General features: G+C 55.4%; 22 protein-coding genes. 13 read left to right on the top strand and 9 right to left on the bottom strand.

What is annotated here, in order from left to right; all coding sequences use genetic code 11:
* Positions 1 to 27: 27 nt before the first annotated feature.
* The 7 genes from ACEWZM_RS04440 to ACEWZM_RS04410 all read left to right on the top strand — a co-directional run bounded on the left by ACEWZM_RS04440 (position 28) and on the right by ACEWZM_RS04410 (position 6,609).
* Positions 28 to 774: a class I SAM-dependent methyltransferase gene (locus ACEWZM_RS04440; protein ID WP_414005296.1), complete on the top strand. Its 747-nt coding sequence runs from the start codon at positions 28 to 30 to the stop codon at positions 772 to 774.
* Between the two features lie 445 nt (positions 775 to 1,219).
* Positions 1,220 to 1,780 carry a F0F1 ATP synthase subunit delta gene (locus tag ACEWZM_RS04435; RefSeq protein ID WP_414005295.1) on the top strand — a complete coding sequence of 187 codons (561 nt, stop codon included), beginning with the start codon at positions 1,220 to 1,222 and terminating at the stop codon, positions 1,778 to 1,780.
* On the top strand, positions 1,781 to 3,319 hold the full coding sequence (gene atpA, locus ACEWZM_RS04430) for a F0F1 ATP synthase subunit alpha (RefSeq protein ID WP_414005294.1): 1,539 nt from the start codon (positions 1,781 to 1,783) through the stop codon (positions 3,317 to 3,319).
* 14 nt (positions 3,320 to 3,333) lie between these two features.
* On the top strand, positions 3,334 to 4,215 hold the full coding sequence (locus ACEWZM_RS04425) for a F0F1 ATP synthase subunit gamma (RefSeq protein WP_414005293.1): 882 nt from the start codon (positions 3,334 to 3,336) through the stop codon (positions 4,213 to 4,215).
* 20 nt (positions 4,216 to 4,235) lie between these two features.
* Positions 4,236 to 5,660 (top strand): F0F1 ATP synthase subunit beta, encoded by a 1,425-nt coding sequence (gene atpD, locus ACEWZM_RS04420; RefSeq protein WP_414005292.1) that lies wholly within the window; start codon positions 4,236 to 4,238, stop codon positions 5,658 to 5,660.
* Between the two features lie 11 nt (positions 5,661 to 5,671).
* Complete coding sequence (locus ACEWZM_RS04415; protein ID WP_414005291.1) at positions 5,672 to 6,085, top strand: F0F1 ATP synthase subunit epsilon; 414 nt, start codon at positions 5,672 to 5,674, stop codon at positions 6,083 to 6,085.
* 173 nt (positions 6,086 to 6,258) lie between these two features.
* Positions 6,259 to 6,609 carry an H-type lectin domain-containing protein gene (locus ACEWZM_RS04410; RefSeq protein WP_414005290.1) on the top strand — a complete coding sequence of 117 codons (351 nt, stop codon included), beginning with the start codon at positions 6,259 to 6,261 and terminating at the stop codon, positions 6,607 to 6,609.
* On the opposite strand, the gene ACEWZM_RS04405 is transcribed toward ACEWZM_RS04410, so the two are convergent.
* Both ACEWZM_RS04405 and ACEWZM_RS04400 read right to left on the bottom strand, forming a co-directional pair.
* Complete coding sequence (locus tag ACEWZM_RS04405; RefSeq protein ID WP_414005289.1) at positions 6,606 to 6,983, bottom strand: GFA family protein; 378 nt, start codon at positions 6,981 to 6,983, stop codon at positions 6,606 to 6,608. The genes ACEWZM_RS04410 and ACEWZM_RS04405 overlap by 4 nt on opposite strands.
* A gap of 137 nt (positions 6,984 to 7,120) precedes the next feature.
* A complete protein-coding gene (locus ACEWZM_RS04400; RefSeq protein ID WP_414005288.1) occupies positions 7,121 to 8,140 on the bottom strand; it encodes a ribose-phosphate pyrophosphokinase in 1,020 nt (339 codons plus the stop codon).
* Between the two features lie 215 nt (positions 8,141 to 8,355).
* Here ACEWZM_RS04400 and ACEWZM_RS04395 point away from each other — a divergent pair, with 215 nt between their 5' ends.
* Positions 8,356 to 9,219, top strand: coding sequence for an alpha/beta fold hydrolase (locus tag ACEWZM_RS04395; protein ID WP_414007954.1), 864 nt, complete (start codon positions 8,356 to 8,358; stop codon positions 9,217 to 9,219).
* A gap of 101 nt (positions 9,220 to 9,320) precedes the next feature.
* Here the strand turns inward: ACEWZM_RS04395 and ACEWZM_RS04390 are convergent, their stop codons facing one another.
* The gene (locus tag ACEWZM_RS04390; protein WP_414005287.1) at positions 9,321 to 9,755 is read right to left on the bottom strand and encodes a hypothetical protein; all 435 of its coding nucleotides are present in this window, start codon (positions 9,753 to 9,755) and stop codon (positions 9,321 to 9,323) included.
* Positions 9,756 to 9,847: 92 nt separating this feature from the next.
* Between ACEWZM_RS04390 and ACEWZM_RS04385 the strand changes: the two genes are divergently transcribed.
* A complete protein-coding gene (locus ACEWZM_RS04385; protein ID WP_414005286.1) occupies positions 9,848 to 10,711 on the top strand; it encodes a LysR family transcriptional regulator in 864 nt (287 codons plus the stop codon).
* Between the two features lie 47 nt (positions 10,712 to 10,758).
* Here ACEWZM_RS04385 and ACEWZM_RS04380 read toward each other — a convergent pair whose 3' ends face one another.
* The 5 genes from ACEWZM_RS04380 to ACEWZM_RS04360 all read right to left on the bottom strand — a co-directional run bounded on the left by ACEWZM_RS04380 (position 10,759) and on the right by ACEWZM_RS04360 (position 14,734).
* Positions 10,759 to 11,793, bottom strand: coding sequence for a threonine aldolase family protein (locus ACEWZM_RS04380; RefSeq protein WP_414005285.1), 1,035 nt, complete (start codon positions 11,791 to 11,793; stop codon positions 10,759 to 10,761).
* Positions 11,794 to 12,264 (bottom strand): YcgN family cysteine cluster protein, encoded by a 471-nt coding sequence (locus tag ACEWZM_RS04375; RefSeq protein WP_414005284.1) that lies wholly within the window; start codon positions 12,262 to 12,264, stop codon positions 11,794 to 11,796.
* Positions 12,261 to 13,193 (bottom strand): bifunctional riboflavin kinase/FAD synthetase, encoded by a 933-nt coding sequence (locus tag ACEWZM_RS04370; RefSeq protein WP_414005283.1) that lies wholly within the window; start codon positions 13,191 to 13,193, stop codon positions 12,261 to 12,263. The genes ACEWZM_RS04375 and ACEWZM_RS04370 overlap by 4 nt, the downstream gene beginning before the upstream one ends.
* A gap of 74 nt (positions 13,194 to 13,267) precedes the next feature.
* Complete coding sequence (locus ACEWZM_RS04365) at positions 13,268 to 13,711, bottom strand: MaoC family dehydratase (RefSeq protein ID WP_414005282.1); 444 nt, start codon at positions 13,709 to 13,711, stop codon at positions 13,268 to 13,270.
* A gap of 147 nt (positions 13,712 to 13,858) precedes the next feature.
* On the bottom strand, positions 13,859 to 14,734 hold the full coding sequence (locus tag ACEWZM_RS04360) for a TIGR01459 family HAD-type hydrolase (protein ID WP_414005281.1): 876 nt from the start codon (positions 14,732 to 14,734) through the stop codon (positions 13,859 to 13,861).
* A gap of 250 nt (positions 14,735 to 14,984) precedes the next feature.
* On the opposite strand from ACEWZM_RS04360, the gene ACEWZM_RS04355 reads away from it, so the two are divergent.
* Positions 14,985 to 16,844: a methyl-accepting chemotaxis protein gene (locus tag ACEWZM_RS04355; protein WP_462046844.1), complete on the top strand. Its 1,860-nt coding sequence runs from the start codon at positions 14,985 to 14,987 to the stop codon at positions 16,842 to 16,844.
* Between the two features lie 261 nt (positions 16,845 to 17,105).
* On the opposite strand, the gene ACEWZM_RS04350 is transcribed toward ACEWZM_RS04355, so the two are convergent.
* A complete protein-coding gene (locus tag ACEWZM_RS04350) occupies positions 17,106 to 18,026 on the bottom strand; it encodes a manganese-dependent inorganic pyrophosphatase (protein WP_414005279.1) in 921 nt (306 codons plus the stop codon).
* A gap of 259 nt (positions 18,027 to 18,285) precedes the next feature.
* On the opposite strand from ACEWZM_RS04350, the gene ACEWZM_RS04345 reads away from it, so the two are divergent.
* From ACEWZM_RS04345 to groL, 3 genes are all read left to right on the top strand, one after another.
* The gene (locus tag ACEWZM_RS04345; protein WP_414007953.1) at positions 18,286 to 18,996 is read left to right on the top strand and encodes a DUF2161 domain-containing phosphodiesterase; all 711 of its coding nucleotides are present in this window, start codon (positions 18,286 to 18,288) and stop codon (positions 18,994 to 18,996) included.
* A 168-nt stretch (positions 18,997 to 19,164) separates the two neighbouring features.
* Positions 19,165 to 19,452: a co-chaperone GroES gene (locus ACEWZM_RS04340; protein WP_414005278.1), complete on the top strand. Its 288-nt coding sequence runs from the start codon at positions 19,165 to 19,167 to the stop codon at positions 19,450 to 19,452.
* 77 nt (positions 19,453 to 19,529) lie between these two features.
* The gene (gene groL / locus ACEWZM_RS04335; protein WP_414005277.1) at positions 19,530 to 21,182 is read left to right on the top strand and encodes a chaperonin GroEL; all 1,653 of its coding nucleotides are present in this window, start codon (positions 19,530 to 19,532) and stop codon (positions 21,180 to 21,182) included.
* Positions 21,183 to 21,274: the final 92 nt, after the last annotated feature.

Below are 21,274 nucleotides of genomic sequence, written 5' to 3'. Positions count from 1 at the left end.
GATTGGCCCAAAGAACGGACGCCCGCAATGCATCTTGATGTTCAGGATCTGAGGAATTTCTACTATCGCAGCACTTTGGGGCGGGCGGCGCAGGCCTCAATCCGTGGTCGGCTGCTTGAATTTTGGCCAGAGGCTGCCGGGCTGACGGTGGCGGGATTTGGCTTTGCCGCGCCGTTGCTGCGCCCTTACCTTGCAGAAGCCCGCCGGGTTGTTGCGTTGATGCCCGGACCACAGGGGGTGATGCAATGGCCCGCCGGGATGCCGAATGTCTCTGTTCTGTGCGAAGAGACATCCTGGCCGATTGAAACTGGGCATGTTGACCGGCTGGTGCTCTTGCACGGGCTGGAGACGTCGGATCGACCCTCTCATTTGCTTGAAGAGTGTCGACGGGTACTTGGTCCCGGTGGGCGCGCGATCTTTGTGGTGCCGAGCCGTGCAGGTCTCTGGGCGCGATCGGACGTCACCCCCTTCGGTTTTGGACGTCCCTATACGCTGAGCCAGGTTGAGAACCAGTTGCGTCTGCACCAATTCACGGTCGAGAGGCACTCTGCGGCGCTTTATTTACCACCGAGCCAACGGCGGTTTTGGTTGAAATCGGGGGCTTTGTTTGAACGAATGGGCGATCGACTTCCTGCGATGCTAGGTGGCGGTGTGTTTTTGGTGGAGGTCAGCAAGCAAGCTCATACGCGGCGGGGAGAGATGACACGGTTGCGGGCACCAAGCCGGATCCGTGTCTTGGAGGGCCTGTCAAATCCGATGCCGGAACCGGCTTGATTGCGCAAATTCAGCGGGTGTTACATCGGACGTTCTTAATCTCTTGCCGTAAGATAGGCGACCTCGCAGGAGGTGGAAAGGGATCACAGAGTGCTTGATTCCCGGAAGATAGTTCAAAATCGCGCTTTCAGCGCCCATTTTCGACTGTCTGAAGGTTTTTTGACGCGCTCGAAGCGAATTTTCCCGATTTGGAATCGCAAAATTGACCTCTAAAGTTGGTTTTTTTGACGCATGATCTGCCGTTTCATTGCCGGTTATTGTCTAATCACTTGAAAACGCTTGATACTTCCTTTTTCGCGTTACTGTCCAAGGCAGTTGATAGGTTGCCAACGCTCTGCTACATCCACGCTGATTTTGACGCCCCACGAAATTGTGGGGAAACCTCACGCCCCCGGACGCCGACTGCACAGGTCAGCCAACCGGGGCCAATATCGGAAGGGTGGACGTGTCCGAACCAGCTTCGATCTCCGCAGGCATTGCCGCGCGCTATGCCACCGCGATCTTTGAGATCGCCGAAGAGAGCAAGGCGCTTGATAGCCTTGAAACCAGTATCAATGACCTGTCTGCCGCTTTGGCGGATAGCGAGGATCTCCGCGACCTGATCACGTCACCTCTGGTGTCACGTCAGGAACAGGGGACAGCGATTACTGCGATTGCCAAGAAAATGGGTCTGTCCCCGGTTCTGGCCAACGCGCTGACGCTGATGGCCGAAAAGCGCCGCTTGTTTGTGGTGCCTGCGCTGCTTGACGCTCTGCGCGCACGTCTAGCCGAAACCCGTGGTGAGATTACTGCCGATGTTACATCGGCTAAGGCTTTGACCAAAACCCAGAGCGAGAAGCTGGCCAAGACATTGGCCGAGCGCACCGGGAAGAAGGTCGTGATCAATGCAACCGTCGATGAGAGCATCATTGGCGGTCTTGTCGTTAAAGTGGGCTCGAAGATGATCGACAACTCGATCCGCTCCAAGCTCAACTCCCTACAGAACGCAATGAAAGAGGTCGGATAAATGGGTATCCAAGCAGCAGAGATTTCTGCGATCCTGAAAGACCAGATTAAGAACTTTGGTCAAGAAGCAGAGGTGGCTGAAATTGGCCGCGTGCTGTCCGTTGGTGATGGTATCGCCCGTGTCTACGGTCTCGACAATGTCCAGGCCGGCGAAATGGTCGAATTCCCAGGCGGCATTATGGGCATGGCGCTGAACCTCGAAGCCGACAATGTTGGTATCGTTATCTTCGGCTCTGACCGTGACATCAAAGAAGGTGACACCGTTAAGCGCACCAACTCCATCGTGGACGTTCCTGCAGGCCCCGAGCTGCTGGGTCGCGTTGTTGATGGTCTGGGCAACCCGCTGGATGGCAAGGGCCCGATCAACGCAAAGGAACGCAAGGTTGCTGATGTTAAAGCACCTGGCATTATCCCGCGTAAATCGGTTCACGAACCAATGGCGACCGGCCTTAAGTCTGTTGACGCGATGATCCCAATCGGCCGTGGCCAGCGGGAACTGATCATTGGTGATCGCCAGACCGGTAAGACCGCCGTTGCACTGGACGCTATCCTGAACCAGAAAGTCTACAACGACGCTGCTGGTGATGATGAATCCAAGAAACTGTACTGTGTTTACGTTGCTGTTGGCCAGAAACGCTCAACCGTTGCTCAGCTTGTGAAAAAGCTGGAAGAAACCGGTGCGATGGAATACTCGATCGTGGTTGCTGCAACCGCGTCCGAACCTGCCCCAATGCAGTTCCTGGCACCTTATGCTGCAACCGCCATGGCCGAGTACTTCCGCGACAGCGGCAAGCACGCGCTGATCATCTATGATGACCTTTCCAAACAGGCTGTTGCTTATCGCCAGATGTCCCTGCTTCTGCGTCGACCACCGGGCCGTGAAGCTTATCCTGGTGACGTTTTCTATCTCCACTCTCGTCTGCTGGAGCGTTCGGCAAAGCTGAACGAGGAATTCGGTGCAGGTTCGTTGACGGCTCTGCCGGTTATCGAAACTCAGGGCGGCGACGTGTCGGCATTTATTCCGACCAACGTGATCTCGATCACCGACGGCCAGATCTTCCTTGAAACCGAATTGTTCTATCAGGGCATCCGTCCTGCTGTGAACACCGGTCTGTCGGTCTCTCGTGTGGGCTCCTCAGCTCAGACAAACGCGATGAAATCGGTTGCTGGTCCGGTTAAACTGGAGCTGGCTCAGTACCGCGAAATGGCGGCCTTTGCTCAGTTCGGTTCCGATCTGGATGCCGCTACTCAGCAGCTTCTGAACCGTGGTGCGCGTCTGACCGAGCTGATGAAACAGCCTCAGTACGCACCTCTGACCAACGCTGAAATCGTCTGCGTGATCTTTGCCGGTACCAACGGCTACCTCGACAAAGTCGACGTAAAGCAAGTTGGCCGCTACGAGGCTGGTTTGCTCGCGCACCTGCGCGGTAAGCACCAGGACCTGCTCGATTGGATCACCAACGAAGATCCGAAGATCAAAGGCGATGCCGCCGACAAGATCAAAGCAGCTCTGGACGCGTTCGCAGCTGACTTCGCTTAAGGGGGGATCAGGCGTTGCCTAACCTTAAAGACCTTAAAAATAGGATCGCGTCGGTCAAATCGACCCGCAAGATCACCAAGGCCATGCAGATGGTCGCGGCTGCAAAACTGCGCCGCGCCCAAGAGGCTGCTGAAGATGCGCGTCCCTACGCTGAACGGTTCAATGCCGTCATGGCCGGGCTCGCCGCATCCGTCGGTGGCAGCGATTCTGCACCCAAACTGCTTGCAGGCAGCGGCAGCGACCAGGTTCATCTCCTGGTCGTGCTGACCGCCGAACGCGGGCTTTGCGGGGGCTTCAATTCCAACATCGCCAAGTTGGCGCGGCTGAAAGCTCGCGAGCTGACTGAGGCGGGCAAAACTGTCAAGATCCTGACAGTTGGCAAAAAGGGCCGGGACGCAATGAAGCGCGACCTTGGCGACTATTTTGTCGGACACGTGGATCTGAGCGAAGTCAAGCGCCTTGGATATACCAACGCGCAGGATATCGCCAAGGATGTGCTGGCCCGGTTTGATGCCGGGGACTTCGACGTTGCCACGCTCTTCTATTCGAAGTTCGTGAACGTTGTGACCCAGATACCTACAGCCCAGCAGGTGATCCCAGCGTCGTTCGAGGCGAAGGAAGATGAGGCTGCAACAAGCGCTGCCGTTTATGACTACGAGCCCAGCGAAGAGGCCATTTTGGCTGACCTGCTGCCGCGCGGCGTCGCAACGCAGATCTTTGCAGCCCTGCTGGAAAATGGGGCCTCCGAACAGGGTGCCCGGATGAGCGCGATGGACAACGCTACCCGCAACGCGGGTGAGATGATCGACAAACTGACCATTGAGTTCAACCGCTCGCGTCAGGCCGTGATCACCAACGAGCTGATTGAAATTATTTCGGGCGCTGAGGCGCTCTAAAAGAAAACCGGAGACGAAACATGGCAAATGCAAAAGGCAAGGTGACCCAGATCATCGGCGCCGTTGTGGACGTGCAATTCGACGGCCACCTGCCGGCGATCTTGAACGCGCTGACCACCGACAACAACGGCAAAATACTGGTTCTGGAAGTTGCTCAGCACCTGGGTGAAAACACCGTTCGTACCATCGCAATGGACGCGACCGAAGGTCTGGTTCGTGGCCAGGCTGTCGGCGATACGGGTTCACCGATCTCGATCCCCGTTGGTAATGCGACCCTGGGCCGCATCCTCAACGTCGTGGGCGAGCCTGTGGACGAGCAGGGCCCTGTGGTAGCCGCGGAAACCCGCGCTATCCACCAGCCTGCACCTGAGTTTAGCGACCAGTCCACAGAATCCGAAGTGCTGGTAACTGGCATTAAGGTGATCGACCTTCTGGCGCCCTACGCAAAGGGTGGTAAGATTGGTCTGTTCGGCGGCGCCGGCGTTGGCAAAACCGTTCTAATCATGGAACTGATCAACAACATCGCCAAAGTGCACTCGGGTTTCTCCGTGTTCGCCGGTGTTGGTGAGCGGACCCGTGAAGGCAACGACCTTTATCACGAGATGATCGAATCCAACGTCATCAAGCCCGACAACCTCGAAGAATCGCAGGTTGCTCTGGTTTATGGTCAGATGAACGAACCTCCGGGTGCGCGTGCACGTGTTGCTCTGACAGGTCTGACCCTGGCGGAACAGTTCCGTGACCAGTCCGGAACCGACGTTCTGTTCTTCGTGGACAACATCTTCCGCTTTACACAGGCGGGTTCTGAGGTTTCGGCTCTGCTTGGCCGTATTCCTTCGGCGGTTGGCTATCAGCCTACGCTTGCCACCGACATGGGTGCGATGCAGGAACGGATTACCTCCACCAAAAACGGCTCGATCACCTCGATCCAGGCTGTCTATGTTCCCGCGGATGACCTTACCGACCCGGCACCGGCAACAACCTTTGCCCACCTGGACGCGACCACCGTTCTCAACCGTTCGATCTCGGAGCTGGGCATCTACCCGGCTGTTGACCCTCTCGACTCCACTTCGCGCCTGATGGACCCGTCCATCGTGGGTGAAGAGCACTACGGTGTGGCGTCGGACGTTCAGCAGATCCTTCAGCGCTACAAGTCGTTGCAGGATATCATCGCGATCCTCGGCATGGACGAACTGTCCGAAGAGGACAAGTTGACCGTGACCCGTGCGCGTAAAATCCAGCGCTTCCTGTCTCAACCATTCGACGTTGCAAAGGTATTTACCGGCGCAGACGGCAAGCAGGTTCCGCTCGAGGATACCATCAAGTCGTTCAAAGCTGTTGTGGCTGGCGAATACGATCACCTGCCCGAGGGCGCCTTCTACATGGTTGGCGGCATCGATGAGGTGATCGCGAAAGCCGAGAAAATGGCTGCTGACGCGGCCTAAGGAGGGCCCTGATGGCTGATACGATGCAATTCGACCTCGTGAGCCCGGAGCGCCGTTTGGCGTCGCTCCCGGTGACCGCGGTAATGATCCCCGGCGCAGAAGGCGACATGACGGCTATGGCCAATCATGCGCCGACCATCACCACACTGCGTCCGGGTGTCCTGCGGGTGGAGAGCCCGCAAGGCACATCGGAATATCTGGTCACGGGTGGCTTTGCTGAGATTGGCACTGACGGTCTTTCTGTCCTTGCTGAGAAAGCAATCCCGATGGACCAGATGACACGCGAACATCTGGATGAGCTGATTGAAGAGGCCCGCACGACCTATAAGTCCGTGCAGGAAACGGCTCAGCCGCACGGCCTGGTGGAAGATGCCGCCAAGCTGCTGGCTGACATGGAAGCCCTGGGCACCCATATGAGCCTCTGATTTTCCAGAGCAATACTACGGCAATTGAAGCCGGCCCCTTGCGGGCCGGTTTTATTTTTTGGCAGTATAAGTACCAGAGCAATTCTACGCGATCTGCTGGTGCAAGCCAGGCGTCACCAAGACCAGATGCGGATAGGGTGGGGGTCACACCACTAGGTGTGCAGAATAGCAGTATGAAACGTGTACAGAGCCCCCGCATTGGGGTTGATCAGGGCGATATCGAGATTTTCTCAGAGTTTGAAAACGGCGGCGATATGTGGACCGGTGCCGGGCCGCGCGAACGTCGTCGAAAGGTTCAGTTCTCCGAACTCTTTGCTGTTGTGCCAGCGGTTCATCTTTCCTGCTCGTTGATGGATATTGCTTCCGGCGCTGCCATTCGAACGGAATTGGTGGCGGATAACATCACAACGGACGGGTTCGACGTGGTGTTCCGTACGTGGAACGACAGCCGCATCGCGCGGATCCGAGCGGCGTGGCTGGCCATCGGTACATTACCCTTCGCCGACGATTGGGATGTGCCCTAGGTCGGGCCTCTGTCACGGATATAGCCGGTTGTGTTCGTAAACTCTGGCAGCCAGTCTTCACGGTGTCGGCACCAGCTCTCATAGCTTGGAACCAAGCCGCTTGTCGTCTCAAGTGTACCGAGATGAATCTCGATCTCATTTCCGCTTTGGGCAAAGACGGAAGAGCCGCAGGTGCCGCAAAAATGTCGACCTTTGTAATGTTGTGACGAGCCATTGATAAGGACAGCGTCCTCAGGGAAAACTGCGGCCGCATAGAACAGTGCTCCATGGTGTTTTCGGCAATCTTTGCAATGGCAGATGCCAACCCTGAGCGGCGAACCAACGGCCTTTAGCTGAATAGCACCACAAAGACAGCCGCCTTGATATTGCTCCATGTAAGACCTCATCATTTATTTCTTGCCGAACTTAGCGCGGTTCACTGCAATTGGCCGATAGGGGGAGTTACAACCGCCAAAGAAAAACCCCACGCGCGGGGCGTGAGGTTCGGATTTCGTCTCTATACAGCGAGAGGCTAGCCACTGCGCGATAACGATTCATAGATAGGTACCAGCGTTTTGTCCTCAAACAGTGAAGACACCGAGGTACCATGCCAGATATTGAGGATGGCCTGAGTAAACAGCGGAGCGGTTGGCAGAATACGAATGTTGGGCGCACCAAGAACCGCTTCGGTTGGCTGAATGGTGTCAGTCAGGACCAGCGATTTCATGACGGAGTTGGTGACGCGTTCTACGGCTGGGCCGCTCATCACGCCGTGGGTGATGTAGGCGTGTACTTCCTTGGCGCCGTTGTCGAGCAGCACCTGAGCCGCCTTGCACAGCGTGCCAGCGGTGTCGCACATGTCATCGATGATCAGGCAGATTTTATCGGTGACATCACCGATCACGGTCATTTCTGCCACTTCACCAGCCTTTTCACGGCGTTTGTCTACGATCGAAAGCGGCGCGTTAATCCGCTTGGCCAGCTCACGCGCGCGGGCTACGCCGCCCACATCAGGAGAGACGACCATCAGATCGCTCATATTGTCTTTGAACTGGTTTTTCACATCCAGTGCAAAGATTGGCGACGCGTAAAGATTGTCTACTGGGATATCGAAGAAGCCCTGGATCTGTGCGGCATGCAGGTCCATGGTCAACACCCGCTCGATACCAGCACCGGTCAGCATATTTGCCACCAGTTTGGCCGAGATCGGTGTCCGCGCTTTGGTGCGGCGATCCTGTCGGGCATACCCGAAATATGGGATCACTGCTGTGATGCGCTGAGCCGAAGAACGGCGTAGCGCGTCTGCAATAATCAGCAACTCCATCAGATTGTCATTCGCCGGATTCGATGTCGGTTGAATGATGAACATGTCTTCGCCACGTACGTTCTCGTAGACTTCGACAAAGATCTCGCCGTCGTTGAAACGTTCGACGCGGGCATCAACGAGGCCCTGATCGACGCCGCGGTGCATCGACATGCGGCGGGTAATGGTTTCGGCAAGCGGAAGATTGGCGTTCCCAGCAATAAGCTTGGGTTCGTTCAAGGTCGGCATTGGCTGATATCCCCAGGCAGCAATGGCAGTGTGACAGATTCGTGATGTTGAACCCCGCTTAGCATGGGCATACCGTCGCGCCTAGATTTAAAGCGGGAGAACAGGCCCATGGTGGCGAACGACAGAGCAAGGATGACTTTCTGGGGTTGCAGGGGCGCTGGGGTAGAACTTGCCAGGGTTGAGACGCGCATGGCCGCATCGTTGGGGCACGAATGATGGTGGAAATCTCTGCAGGTCTGGCGCAACCCGTGTATGCGCGCGGCTTTGGTTCGGGCCCGAGGCAAGTGCTGGGGGTGCATTGTTCCTTGGCGCACTCCGGCGCATGGCGTGGCTTGGCGACGGTACTTGAAGATCAGGTGACCTTTGCCAGCTTTGATATGCTGTCCCATGGGCGTAGCCCGGATTGGGATGGTGATGGTTTGCTGCAATTGCGGAATGCAGAAGCGGGGTTTGCGTTGATTGAGGCTGAGAGCCTCGCCAAGGATGGTCCTATTGATCTGGTCGGTCATTCTTTTGGGGCCACGGTTGCATTGGCCATGGCGCAGATGCGTCCGGATCTTGTGCGATCCCTGGTAATGGTCGAGCCGGTGTTGTTTTCACTCGCGACCGCTGAAGATACCGAAGATCCGGAAGCGCTTGAAACGCTGCGCAGGAATCACATGATGGTTCGAGAGACCTATCTGGGTGGTGACATAGAGCAGGCGACACGCCTATTTAACCGTGCTTGGGGAGCTGGCAACTCAAAGTGGTCGGACCTGCCGGAGAGCGCCCGCGATGCTATGGTGCGTAGTTTTCCAGCTGTAATGGCCTGCGATACGCAGGTCTATGAGGACATGCTAGGGGTACTGAATCCTGAGCGCCTAGCTTTGCTGACGATGCCATGCCTTCTGATTTATGGCGGCCAAACCCAGCCAATTATGCACGAAGTTATTCGCGCCCTGGCAGGACGGTTGCCTAACGCAAAGTGCGCCCGGATTGACCGTGCGGGGCATATGCTGCCCATCACACATCCTGCCGAGACCGCCACTCTGTTGCAGGAGTTTTGGTCTGAGATGATAGTAGAAACCGCCGGTAGCTAGTCAAACAAGCAGCATCGCATCGTCTCGAAGTGATGGCCCGAGGTGCTAATTGCCCCTCGGGTCTGCAATGCTCTGTTATCAAGCAGGTGATGTGAGCAGCATTAGATATCGGTAACGGTAGTCACCGTTTCCCGGAAGTAGTCGATCTGGCCGTTGTTTTGATGCGACAGAATGAAGGTCAAGCTTTCAACCATACGATCCCGTACCGCATAATGGTATCGCTGACAAAAGCGCGTATTGCACCAGCCGTCGCCTAGGTCCTGAGTGCGCAGATCGATGATTTTGGTACCTTGTGGAAATACTTCTGGGCCCAGTCGCGACAGGATTACACCGAAACCTTCGATATCGCTGGCCTGTTGCCAGCTGACATCGGCTCCGTCGCCGTCACGGTAGTGATCAATGCGAAAGTCGATGTCAGGGGCGATGAACCCCATCAGCGCTGGATCACCGGCCTCGAACAAGCGCAGGAGTTGCTCGATAATGGGTTGCTTTGACGCGCTGTTAGCGTTGGTTGTGGCTGGGTTGGTCGCGGACATGATGCACTCCTGTTGGGTTATGTCCGCAAGATTGCAGAGGAGAGGTATATAGGGAATTGCGCAACAGACTATCTCAAGTATAGTTATCAACTATGGATGACTTGACACCGCTTCGTTATTTTCGGGCTGCATATGAATTAGGTACGTTTAGCGCGGCGGCGCGGGCTTGCGATGTCCGTCAGCCATCGGTGTCAGCGGCGATCGCACGGCTGGAAGGGCGGTATAATGGTCCGCTGTTCCAAAGAAGCAGGGATGGATTGACGCCGACAGCGCTTGGGCATGAGCTGTATCAACAGGCAGGCGGGGTGCTGGCGCAGGTGAGCCAACTGGAGGCGCGGCTGAAAGGGCATACCATCCAAAGGGTCCGAGTCTGCTGCGCGCCCGATGTTTTTATGGCACCGTTCGAGGCAGGGCTAGCCCGGATTAGGCGAGCAGTGCCGCGGGCGCAGTTTCAGTTTACCGACGACCCGGCGCAGGCGGATTTACATTTTGCGGCTGATGATTGCCTGCCGCGTGGGTGCGGGTTCTATCCGCTTTGGCAGGATAAGTATGGCGTGGGCTTGCACAAGGGGCATCCGCTTGTAGCGAATGCGGAGATCACAATGGCGGACCTCATAGGGGAAGCACTGATTTCGCGTCCCTATTGTCCCGGTGCGGATCTATTCATGAGCAGGCTAACCCAGCTCGACGGCGCTACAGGCCTATCTGTAGCTGCCAGTGCCATCCATGATGCTCAGTTGATGGATTTGGTCGCTGCCGGGCTTGGCGTAGCGCTGATGCCAATCTCTCATGGCGATGCCCACCGTGATGTCGTGCTGCGTGAAGTTGCAGGTGTAGACCCCGTTACGCGTATGGTTGGGGTTGGCTATCGCAAAACAGGATTTGCAGGTGACATGGCCCGTCATTTTCTGTCACGCGATACTTTGTTAGGTGCTGCGAGCCCAATCTCGGCGTAAACCACTTTAGGAGAGTTTGACTGCCGTGCAATGGACGCAATACCGCGTTACAATAGCTCCAAAAACTTGTCGATCTGATCCTCGCCGATAGACCAGTCACAGACAAACCGCGCTGTGACCTCTTCCTCATCCGCTCCCTCAAGACCGCCATCCCAGAGATGATAGACCGCGCCTGCATTAAACAGCTTTTGATGGGTGGCCCGTGGCAGAGCGGCAAAGATCATATTGGCCTGAGGTGTATGGCTAAATTTCGCCCCAGCGCTGCGCAGCCCCTCTGCCAGTCGTAGGGCCTTGGCATTTGCAGTACGGGCGTTTTTCAACCAGAGATCATCGGTCAGATATGCAAGCATCTGAGCCGACAGATATCGGTGTTTGGAGAAGAGATGTGCCCCGCGTTTGCGCCGATATTCGAACTCCTGCGCTTTGGCCGGGTCAAATAAGATCACGGCCTCAACTCCAAAACAGCCATTCTTGGTGCCGCCAAAGGAAACAGCATCAATCCCGGCTTTCCATGTCATCTCAGCCGGGGTGCAGCCGAGCGAAACCATCGCATTGGTGAAACGGGCGCCATCCAGATGCACGGGCAGCCCATAGGATTTGGACACGTCACACAGTGCGCCCAGTTCGTCCAGTGAATAGACCGTGCCAAATTCGGTCACTTGGGTGATTGATACCGGCCCACGTTGCGGGCCGTGAACGCCACGGTTTTCCTCGCCCTCAATTGCGGTTCGCAGATCAGCGGGGGTCATTTTGTCGGCCCCTGTGACAAGTGTCAGTTTCGCGCCGCCCGCGTAAAACTCTGGTGCGTTGCACTCATCCATATTGATATGGGCCGGGCCTGTGCAAAACAGTGTTTGCCATGGCTGCACCAGCGTCGAAAGTGCCAGTACGTTTGCTGCCGTGCCGGTGGCGACGAGATAAACCGCAGCCTCTGGTGCCTCAAAAATCTCGCGGATGCGCGCAGTGACTTTCACCATCTCTTCGTCCGCGCCATAGCCCATGGCGTAACCAGCATTCGCTGTTGCTATGGCCGCGAGGATTGCGGGGTTGGCAGGGCCAGAGTTGTCAGAGGCGAAATGCATTTAGAGCGGCTCCTCGATAATGTGTTCTTCCCAGTCTTCTTCGGGAGTGTCGAATTCGGATACTGTCCAACCGCGCACCGAAACACCGGCCTCATGTACGCTGGTCGGATAACCGGTGATCAGGGGATGCCAATCGGGTAGGGGCTTTTCTTCCCAAAGCAACCGGTAGGCGCAAGTCTGTGGCATCCAATAGGCGTGTGTGTCCAGATTGTCGGGCTTCAGCACGATGCACTCTGGCACGAATTGGTGTCGATTTTCGTAGTGGGCACAGCGGCAGGTGGCATCATCCAGAAGGCGGCAGGCGACACGGGTCAGGGCGACCTCTCCGCTATCCTCGTCTTCCAGTTTGTTAAGGCAACACTTGCCACAGCCGTCGCAGAGTGCTTCCCACTCGCGATCGTTCAGCTTGGCCAGCGGTTTCTTTTCCCAAAACCGGTTTGCCAGCCCATTACGATCAATGCCGGTGCTCATAGCGCAGCCAGCAGGCGGCGGGCCGTGGCGCAATCCGCCTCCATCTGTTCCAGTAGTCCCTCAAGACCGTCGAAGGTCATTTCCGGGCGCAGGTACTCGACCAGGCCAACAGACAATGTGGCGCCATAGAGGTTGCCGGTGAAATCAAACAGGAAGGTTTCGATATTGGGGTGACTGCCGTCAAACATCGGCCGCACGCCGACCGAGGCGGCACCATGATAGCTTCCCTGATGTGGCCCATCCAGTACGTCAACGAGCACGGCGTATACGCCAAAGGCAGGCTGATGCAGCCCGTCTATGGACATGTTGGCTGTGGGGTAACCCAGTTCGCGACCGCGCTGTTCGCCGCCGATCACCTCGCCTTCGATACGGTGCCAATGGCCAAGCATGTTGGCCGCATCACGGGGGCGTCCATCACTCAACGCACGACGGATCGCAGTAGAGGACACCGTGTCTTCGGAATATTCCATCAATGGCGCTACCGTGACGCCAAATCCCATCTCGTCACCAAAGTGTTTGAGATCCTCAGCTGTTCCCGCTCGGCCCTTGCCGAAACAGAAATCTGATCCAACAACCACGTGACGCAGGCCCAAGCCATCGGCGATCACTTTTCGGGCGAATCCCTCGGGCGTCAGGCTCGAGAGCGCGGCATTGAAATTCAATTGATAGAGCCGTTCGACGCCGAGCTTTTCCAGCCGTGACGCACGTGCATCGGCAGACATAAGACGAAACGGCGGTGCATCAGGGCCAAAAAATTCGCGCGGATGCGGTTCAAAGGTCATAACCCCCAACGGTGCATCGGGTAAGGCGTCGCGGGCCAGATCAATGACAGACTGATGGCCCCGGTGGACACCATCGAAATTCCCGATGGCGGCAGAGGCTCCACGATCCTTTGGATCTACGAATTGAAAGTCACGGATAATGCGCATGGCCACTGCCTAGCCGCGCCGGGACGCGCTTGCAAGAGCCATGCCGTGACTTGTCACGGGTTGTTATCCCTAGCTCAGTCGAACTTGCGCGAGGGGGCCATAACCATGGCTTCGCCAACAAGGACCTTCTTTCCATCGACCATGCAGCGGCAATCCAGTTTGACCCGGCGTTTGTCGATCTCGATACCTGTCACTTCGACTTCGGCCAGAACAAGATCGCCAGGGCGCACAGGGGCCAGAAACTTCAGTGACTGGCTCATATAGATAGTGCCATGGCCGGGGAGCTGTTCGCCGATGACTGCTGAAATCAAGCCGGCGGTCAGCATTCCATGAGCGATGCGCCCTTGAAACATGGTATCCTGAGCATAGCCCTCATCAAGATGCACCGGGTTGTGGTCGGTTGAAACCTCAGCGAACATTTCGATGTCCTTATCGGTCACCTCTTTGCGTAGATAGCGAACCATCCCCATCTCAATGTCTTCGATACAGATGGTCCCGCGTGGAAAATTGTCCAACATGTGCCTCTCCCGGTTGGCGATGATCTGCCGTGACTGATGATCGCCGCTCTGCATTTTGAAGTTTGCGACGAAACAAATGCGCAAATATTAAGCTATTCGCAGCAACTTTATTACTTCGCAGTCGCAGAAAATCAAGTGTTTTCTATATCAGCGTAACTTTCCTATCGAATAGGTCGGCGCAGATTTTTCTTTTTCTAGATAGTGCTTTAGAGCCACCGCATCGGGTTGGTGATCGGTTTTCGTTTCTTTTGCTGCAAGTCCACCTGTGATGAAAAGTGAGTCCAGCCCCTCTCCCATAGCCCCTGATACATCGGTATGAGGGCCATCGCCGATCGCCAGAATGTCATGGTCCGCGATGTCCTGTCCCAGTTCTGCGAGACGGCGCCGCGCCAGATCATAGATTGGGGGATGAGGTTTGCCGAAATAAAGGCTCTCGCCACCCATTTCAGTATAGAGCCGCGCCAGCGCGCCCGCGCACCATTCACGTATTTCACCGCGGTCGACCACGATATCGGGATTGGCACAGAGCAACTTCAACCCCATCTGCTTCGCATACAGGAAATCGGGTCTGTTCACATCTGGATCTGCCTGAGTGTCGAAGGGCCCGCAGCAGACAATACCCTCAGCCTCTTTCAGTGGGACACGGGTAACATCCAGCGGATCATCCAGCATTTTGAGGGGTTCAAAAAAACCGGCGTCACGCTCCCATTCGCCCATGAAATAGACCTTGCGACCTACCGCCCCGCTGAACATAGCTGATCGGGCAGAATCACCTGATGTGGCGATCGTGTCATAGGCATCATCTGGTACACCGAACTCGCCCAGCTGGGCTGCCACCCCGGCGCGTGGCTTGGGCGAATTGGTCAGTAGCACGACTATGCCGCCTGTTTCGCGATAGGCTTTCAGGGCCGAGACCGCTTCTGGATAGGCGGTGATACCATTGTGAACACAGCCCCATAGATCCACGAACAGGGCTTTGTAACGGTTTGAGACCTCTGCGAGGGAGGCGATGATCTGGGTCATGAGAGCAGTCTTTCGCATAGGATTTCTGGTTCCCAAGCTATGTCAGAGCAAGCGGTATTTGACCAGATCGGCGGTATTTTCATTTTTTTAATAACAGAGGCGTAGAACAGAAATTGTTTCAACCCTGAGGTGTGCAGTAATGTTTCGAAGTATATCCACAAAAAACCGGTTTGTTATTTCAGGTGCGGTTTCAGTTTTTACAATTCTAGTCCTGGCTACAATGTCAGTCTATAGCCTTTGGCAAAGTGAATTGGAACTTGAAAGGCAAATTGATGTTACACGTACTGTACGTCACGAGCTGAAAATTGATCTGCTGCATGAAGAGTTGCACGCAGAAGTAGTCTATTTGGTCTTTGCAGGTGACCATGCAACTGCGGCGAAGAAAGAAAAACTACGGCAAAGAGTCGGTGAGGCCGGCAAAGAGCTTCGTGAGAATCTCGAATTGCTGAAGGGAGATTTTTTACCACCAGAAGCGTTAGCCCAAGTTGAAAGCATGACCGCTGAGGTTGATACTTTTCTCTCGCTTGGAACCGCACTAGCTGATTTAGCCCTGGTTGATCCGGTTGCAGCGGACGCCGCTCTTGATGCGTTTCAGGACAGCTACTACGAGCTCAACAAAAAATTGCATCCGCTGAGCGATTGGATTGAGGAAGCTGCAATTCAAACGGCCGAAGACGCGCGGGCACATGACATCGCACTGCTGTATACGCTGTTGGTGACATCTGCAGTGTTGATAGTTGTGTCGTTCTTTAACGCCCGAAAAATGACGCTGAACATCGTACGCCCGATTGATCGCATGCGTGATGCGCTCCGTGATGTGGCCGAGGGCGATTTCGGTCTCAAGGTTGAAGAACGGATGCGCGGCGATGATTTTGGGCAAATTGCTCATGATATTGACCGGGTTTCCGGGCGCGTTCTTAAAGAATTGGCCAAACAAAACGAACGTCGTGAAGAAAGCGAAAAGGTTATTGACCGGTTGCGCCGTGGGCTTCAGGCGCTTGCCTCTGGAAACTTCAGTGATCGCATCAATGAGAGTCTGGGCGAGGAATATAACCTGCTTCGGGACAATTATAATGATACCGTTGATAAATTGAACGAGGTAATGGCTCAAGTCGTCAAAGCCAGCGCAGGAATTCAGAAACAATCTGATGAAATACGCAACGGTGCAGAAGATATGTCTTCACGCACAGAAAGTCAGGCTGCAACCCTAGAGGAAACGGCCGCTGCTCTTGAAGAGATGACCGTCAGTGTCAACAGTTCCGCAAATAACGCAAAAGCGGTAGAAAGCGCTGTCGACTCGGCACGTAAAGACGTCGAAAACAGTGGTCGCGTCGTTGAAGGAGCTATCGAAGCGATGAATGAGATCGAGCGGTCCTCCGGGCAGATTTCCCAGATCATCGGCGTTATTGATGATATCGCTTTCCAGACGAACCTTTTGGCACTGAATGCCGGCGTAGAGGCAGCCCGTGCGGGCGAAGTTGGCCGCGGGTTTGCTGTTGTTGCCTCCGAGGTTCGCGCTTTGGCGCAACGCTCTTCTGATGCGGCAAATGAAATCAAGACCCTGATCACCGCAAGTACGAAAACGGTCGAAGAAGGCGTAGAGAAGGTCGATAGCGCAGGTAAAGCACTGTCGCAGGTCGTCGGCGAGGTTGTGAATATCGCGACGCTTGTTTCTGGCATCTCAACCGAGGCCGGAGAGCAGGCTCAAGGGTTGAACGAGATCAATATCGGGGTGGCGCAGCTCGACAGTGTTACCCAGCAAAATGCTGCAATGGTTGAAGAATCCGGGGCGGCAATTCTGAGTATGAACGGTGAAACTTATGGACTGAACCAGATCGTCGGCCAATTCATATTGCTCCCTTCCGACGGGACGGTAAGCCAGCAATCAGCACCTCCCGCAAAGGCGGCGGCTGCGCCTGTCGAGGATAGCCTTCCAACTGAAGAGCGGTGGGAAGATTTCAATGAGGCATCAGCGCATGGGTCTATGTCAGGCGATGGTATTGATGACTGGGATACCCACGGAACAGAGCAGCAAGCGTCTGGATCGACAGGTGGCGATGTGGACGATGATGGTTGGGAAAACAACAGCGATCTTGCCAATTTTGCCTGATACATAACACGATTGGCTTGTTTCAGTCTGGATTGATCAGATTGCATCATTTGGTGGCGACTTAGTCACCAAGCTATAGAGCACTAACAGATTGGTTTCACTCTCAGGGTTGAACCACGGCAAAGGCGGGGTGCCTACCTCGCGCCATGGGGAAATGATTGAAACCAATCCTGGCACTGCTGGTCGCTATAGGTGAAAAAATGCGGAGCTCGCTCGAGCTCCGCATTTCATATTTATAAACCATATGAGCGATCTGACGCCTCAGATCTTGAGGTTGGGAATGATCTGCTTTTTCCGGCTCATCACGCCGGGTAGCACAACTGTGTCGCCTTCGACGGTCATATCGAAGCTCTTGGTGGCGAGGGTCTTTACCAAGTCATTGGGAACCAGCAGAGTTGCTTCTTCCCGCAGAATATCCACGACAAACAGCAGAACCTGGTCGACACCATCTTCTGCGGCGACGGTTGTCATAGTGTCCATCAACGATGCCTTGCGATCCAGTACGACAGACGGGGCAGTGGTTTCCAGAACGGAGACGCGGAATTTGGTTCCCTCAACCGCATATTCTTTGGAATCCATCCGCAGCAATTCGGCATCGGAGAATGCGGAAACGTCGGACTTTGCGGCGAACATCTCGGCGGCATAGGCGGCGATATCGACGCCTAGATCCTCGGCCAGGCTATTGGCAACGTCTCTATCTTCTTGGGTTGTCGTGGGCGAGCGGAACTCCAGCGTATCGCTGAGAATACAGGTCAGCATCGCGCCTTTGATCTCGCGGGGAGCCTGCGCGAGATCTGTGCCGATCATTTTCCACATGATGGTTGCGGTGCAGGCCACTGGTTCGATGCGAATGTTGATCGGGCCTTTGGTTTCCAGGCCGCCAACCAGCTTGTGATGGTCAATGATTGCCTGAACATCAGCGCCATTGATGTTGGCGGGCAATTCAGCTGGGTTGTTTGTGTCCACGATGACAACAGGTTGGTCGGCTGCCACATCCGCGATGATCTCTGGTTTGTCCAAACCCCAATGTTGCAGCATGAAAGCGGCTTCAGTATTTGGTTCGCCAAGCAGTTTTGGTGCCGCGTCGACACCTTTGATGTTGGAGAGATACCAAGCCCAGATGATGGCGGATCCGGTTGAATCAGTGTCTGGAGATTTATGTCCAAAAACGAAGGTCGTCATGAGTGCAGTCCTATGTATAGGGGGCATTTTGCGCGCCTTATAGGCAGCCAGACTTGACTTGTCACCCCGGCTCAGCCAGCCAATGACTGTGTTATGAGCTGTGCGCAGGTCCGCCCTGCAGTCAGGGTCCGACCTCTAAAACAAAGCGATGTCGCGATCGTTCCCACGTCGTCCATCAGGCTTTCGCTTATGTTCGGTTACCCTGTCATCTGATCGTGATCTGCTTTTGTTCGCGCAACACAAGCGTTATGCTTTGGCAATGGACCGCGAAGATCAGCTTTACCCGCCGATAAAGGCGCTTCTTGAACGGCAGGGTTATACTGTGAAGGGCGAGGTGGGCGCTGCTGATGTGGTCGGGTACCGCGACGATCCGTCACCAGTGATAGTCGAACTGAAACTTAAATTCTCTTTGACGCTTTTCCACCAGGCTATCGCGCGGTTGGCCGTTAGTGATCTTGTATATATAGCTGTACTGCGACCAAGGGGACGCCAAGCTCAGCGGATGCTGAAAGACAATTTGGCGATGTGCCGGCGTTTGGGAATAGGGCTGATCACCGTTCTTCCAGACGGCCGTACCGAAGTGCATTGTGATCCTGGACCTTATGCGCCGCGCAAGTCCGCCAAAAAACAGGCACGTTTGTTACGAGAGTTTCAGCGGCTTCAAGGGGATCCAAACGCAGGCGGCGCGACCCGTCATGGAATTGTTACCGCCTATCGTCAGGATGCATTGCGTTGCGCGGCCCATCTGGCCGAAACCGGTGCAGAAAAAGGTGCGGTAGTGGCCAAGGCTACTGGGGTTCCACAGGCCACACGGATCATGGCGAGCAATCACTATGGTTGGTTCGAACGGGTGGAAACTGGAATCTACGGGTTGACCGAATCCGGTCGGGCAGGGCTGGTTCACTGGGCCCATAGCTGGGAGCCGGTCGCGTCCGATACTGCTGCAAAGGTGGAGCCAGATCAGGCGTAGCACTCACGCCAAAATATTGCCGCAAAAATTCCCAACCAACCTGTTGACAGGGCCGCAGGGCCTGCTTAGCTATTCAATCGTTAGCACTCGATAGTGATGAGTGATAACACCCTCTGCGGGGAGTAGAGGGCGAGACAACAACCTTTGAGCCTTTAAGGAGCTACAAAGATGGCATTGAAACCGCTTCATGACCGCGTGCTGGTCCGTCGCACCGAAAGCGAAGAAAAAACCGCTGGTGGTCTGATCATCCCTGATTCCGCCAAGGAAAAGCCGAGCGAAGGCGTTGTCGTCGCAACTGGCGAAGGCGCACGTAAGGACAGTGGCGAACTGATCGCGATGGCTGTTTCGGCTGGCGACACGATCCTGTTCGGCAAATGGTCCGGCACCGAGGTCACCGTCGACGGCGAAGAGCTGCTGATGATGAAGGAAAGCGACATCATGGGTATCATCGAGTAAGACATCAGGATTTTCCCTGATATCTGCTCTGATCCCATCCATCGCTAAACATAAGATTTTCTCTAGGAGAGTGAACAATGGCTGCTAAGGACGTCAAATTCGACACCGATGCCCGCAACCGTATGCTGAACGGCGTCAACATTCTGGCTGACGCTGTGAAAGTGACCCTGGGTCCCAAAGGCCGCAACGTGGTTCTGGACAAATCCTTTGGCGCACCGCGCATCACCAAAGATGGTGTTTCGGTTGCCAAAGAGATCGAACTGGAAGACAAGTTCGAGAACATGGGCGCCCAGATGGTGAAGGAAGTTGCTTCCCGCACCAACGACGAAGCCGGCGACGGCACCACCACTGCCACCGTTCTGGCTCAGGCAATCGTCAAAGAAGGCTTGAAGCAGGTTGCTGCTGGTCTGAACCCGATGGATCTGAAGCGCGGCATCGATCTGGCAACTGCTAAAGTTGTTGAAGGCATCAAAGGCATGGCCCGCGAAGTCAAAGATTCTGCAGAAGTAGCACAGGTTGGCACCATTTCCGCCAACGGCGAAGCTGAAATCGGCCAGCAGATTGCTGACGCGATGCAGAAAGTCGGCAACGAAGGTGTTATCACCGTCGAAGAGAACAAGGGCCTGGAAACAGAGACCACTGTTGTTGAAGGCATGCAGTTCGACCGTGGCTACCTGTCACCTTACTTCGTGACCAACGCCGACAAGATGATTGCAGAACTCGACGACTGCATGATCTTGCTGCACGAAAAGAAACTCTCGTCGCTGCAGGCCATGGTGCCACTGCTCGAGCAGGTGATCCAGTCGCAGAAGCCGCTGCTGATCATTGCTGAGGACGTTGAAGGCGAAGCGCTGGCAACTCTGGTTGTTAACAAACTGCGCGGCGGCCTGAAAATTGCTGCTGTTAAGGCACCTGGGTTCGGCGACCGTCGTAAAGCTATGCTGCAGGACATCGCAATCCTGACTGGTGGTCAGGTGATCTCCGAAGATCTGGGCATGAAGCTCGAGTCCGTTACCATGGACATGCTGGGCACCGCCAAGAAGATCGAAATCACCAAAGACGAAACCACCATCGTTGACGGTGCAGGCGAGAAAGCCGAGATCGAAGCACGCGTAGCTCAGATCCGCGCTCAGATCGAAGAAACCACCTCCGACTATGACCGTGAAAAACTGCAAGAACGCGTTGCCAAACTGGCAGGCGGTGTTGCTGTGATCCGCGTCGGCGGCATGACCGAAGTCGAAGTGAAAGAGCGCAAAGACCGTGTTGATGATGCTCTGAATGCGACCCGCGCTGCCGTTCAGGAAGGCGTGATCGTCGGTGGCGGTGTTGCTCTGGTTCAGGCTGGTAAAGCTCTGGAAGGTCTGGAAGGCGCAAACGCTGATCAGAACGCTGGTGTCGTGATCGTGCGTAAAGCAATCGAAGCGCCTCTGCGCCAGATCGCTGAAAACGCTGGTGTCGACGGTGCTGTGGTTGCTGGCAAGGTGCGCGAAAGCTCCGACAACAACTTTGGTTTCAACGCTCAGACCGAAGAATATGGCGACATGTTCTCCTTCGGCGTGATCGACCCGGCCAAAGTGGCGCGTACCGCTCTGGAAGATGCGGCCTCGGTTGCTGGCCTGCTGATCACTACCGAAGCAATGGTTGCAGACAAGCCTTCCAAAGAAGGTGCGGCTGCAGGCGGTGGCATGCCCGACATGGGCGGCATGGGCGGCATGGGCGGCATGATGTAATCATAAATCCCATCGGGATTTGTGATGAGGCGAACGGCGATTGAGGGCCAATCGGCGAAGCCTTACCGCTAATGACTGCAAGATTTGGGGCT

The sequence above is a fragment of the Phaeobacter cretensis genome (genome assembly GCF_047372505.1).
GTDB classification, from domain to species: domain Bacteria; phylum Pseudomonadota; class Alphaproteobacteria; order Rhodobacterales; family Rhodobacteraceae; genus Phaeobacter; species Phaeobacter cretensis.
Note: the sequence above shows the minus strand (reverse complement) of the source record. Positions and strands in the feature narration are given on the sequence as shown.

Coding starts and splice junctions, on each gene's coding strand:
- ACEWZM_RS04400 (WP_414005288.1), bottom strand. CDS start 8,140: ATGCCGACCTTGAACGAACCCAAGCTTATTGCTGGGAACGCCAATCTT.
- ACEWZM_RS04380 (WP_414005285.1), bottom strand. CDS start 11,793: ATGCATTTCGCCTCTGACAACTCTGGCCCTGCCAACCCCGCAATCCTC.
- ACEWZM_RS04365 (WP_414005282.1), bottom strand. CDS start 13,711: ATGTTGGACAATTTTCCACGCGGGACCATCTGTATCGAAGACATTGAG.
- ACEWZM_RS04360 (WP_414005281.1), bottom strand. CDS start 14,734: ATGACCCAGATCATCGCCTCCCTCGCAGAGGTCTCAAACCGTTACAAA.
- ACEWZM_RS04375 (WP_414005284.1), bottom strand. CDS start 12,264: ATGAGCACCGGCATTGATCGTAATGGGCTGGCAAACCGGTTTTGGGAA.
- atpA (WP_414005294.1), top strand. CDS start 1,781: ATGGGTATCCAAGCAGCAGAGATTTCTGCGATCCTGAAAGACCAGATT.
- ACEWZM_RS04350 (WP_414005279.1), bottom strand. CDS start 18,026: ATGACGACCTTCGTTTTTGGACATAAATCTCCAGACACTGATTCAACC.
- ACEWZM_RS04395 (WP_414007954.1), top strand. CDS start 8,356: ATGGTGGAAATCTCTGCAGGTCTGGCGCAACCCGTGTATGCGCGCGGC.
- ACEWZM_RS04340 (WP_414005278.1), top strand. CDS start 19,165: ATGGCATTGAAACCGCTTCATGACCGCGTGCTGGTCCGTCGCACCGAA.
- ACEWZM_RS04385 (WP_414005286.1), top strand. CDS start 9,848: ATGGATGACTTGACACCGCTTCGTTATTTTCGGGCTGCATATGAATTA.
- atpD (WP_414005292.1), top strand. CDS start 4,236: ATGGCAAATGCAAAAGGCAAGGTGACCCAGATCATCGGCGCCGTTGTG.
- ACEWZM_RS04405 (WP_414005289.1), bottom strand. CDS start 6,983: ATGGAGCAATATCAAGGCGGCTGTCTTTGTGGTGCTATTCAGCTAAAG.
- ACEWZM_RS04345 (WP_414007953.1), top strand. CDS start 18,286: ATGGACCGCGAAGATCAGCTTTACCCGCCGATAAAGGCGCTTCTTGAA.
- ACEWZM_RS04410 (WP_414005290.1), top strand. CDS start 6,259: ATGAAACGTGTACAGAGCCCCCGCATTGGGGTTGATCAGGGCGATATC.
- ACEWZM_RS04440 (WP_414005296.1), top strand. CDS start 28: ATGCATCTTGATGTTCAGGATCTGAGGAATTTCTACTATCGCAGCACT.
- groL (WP_414005277.1), top strand. CDS start 19,530: ATGGCTGCTAAGGACGTCAAATTCGACACCGATGCCCGCAACCGTATG.
- ACEWZM_RS04415 (WP_414005291.1), top strand. CDS start 5,672: ATGGCTGATACGATGCAATTCGACCTCGTGAGCCCGGAGCGCCGTTTG.
- ACEWZM_RS04370 (WP_414005283.1), bottom strand. CDS start 13,193: ATGCGCATTATCCGTGACTTTCAATTCGTAGATCCAAAGGATCGTGGA.
- ACEWZM_RS04390 (WP_414005287.1), bottom strand. CDS start 9,755: ATGTCCGCGACCAACCCAGCCACAACCAACGCTAACAGCGCGTCAAAG.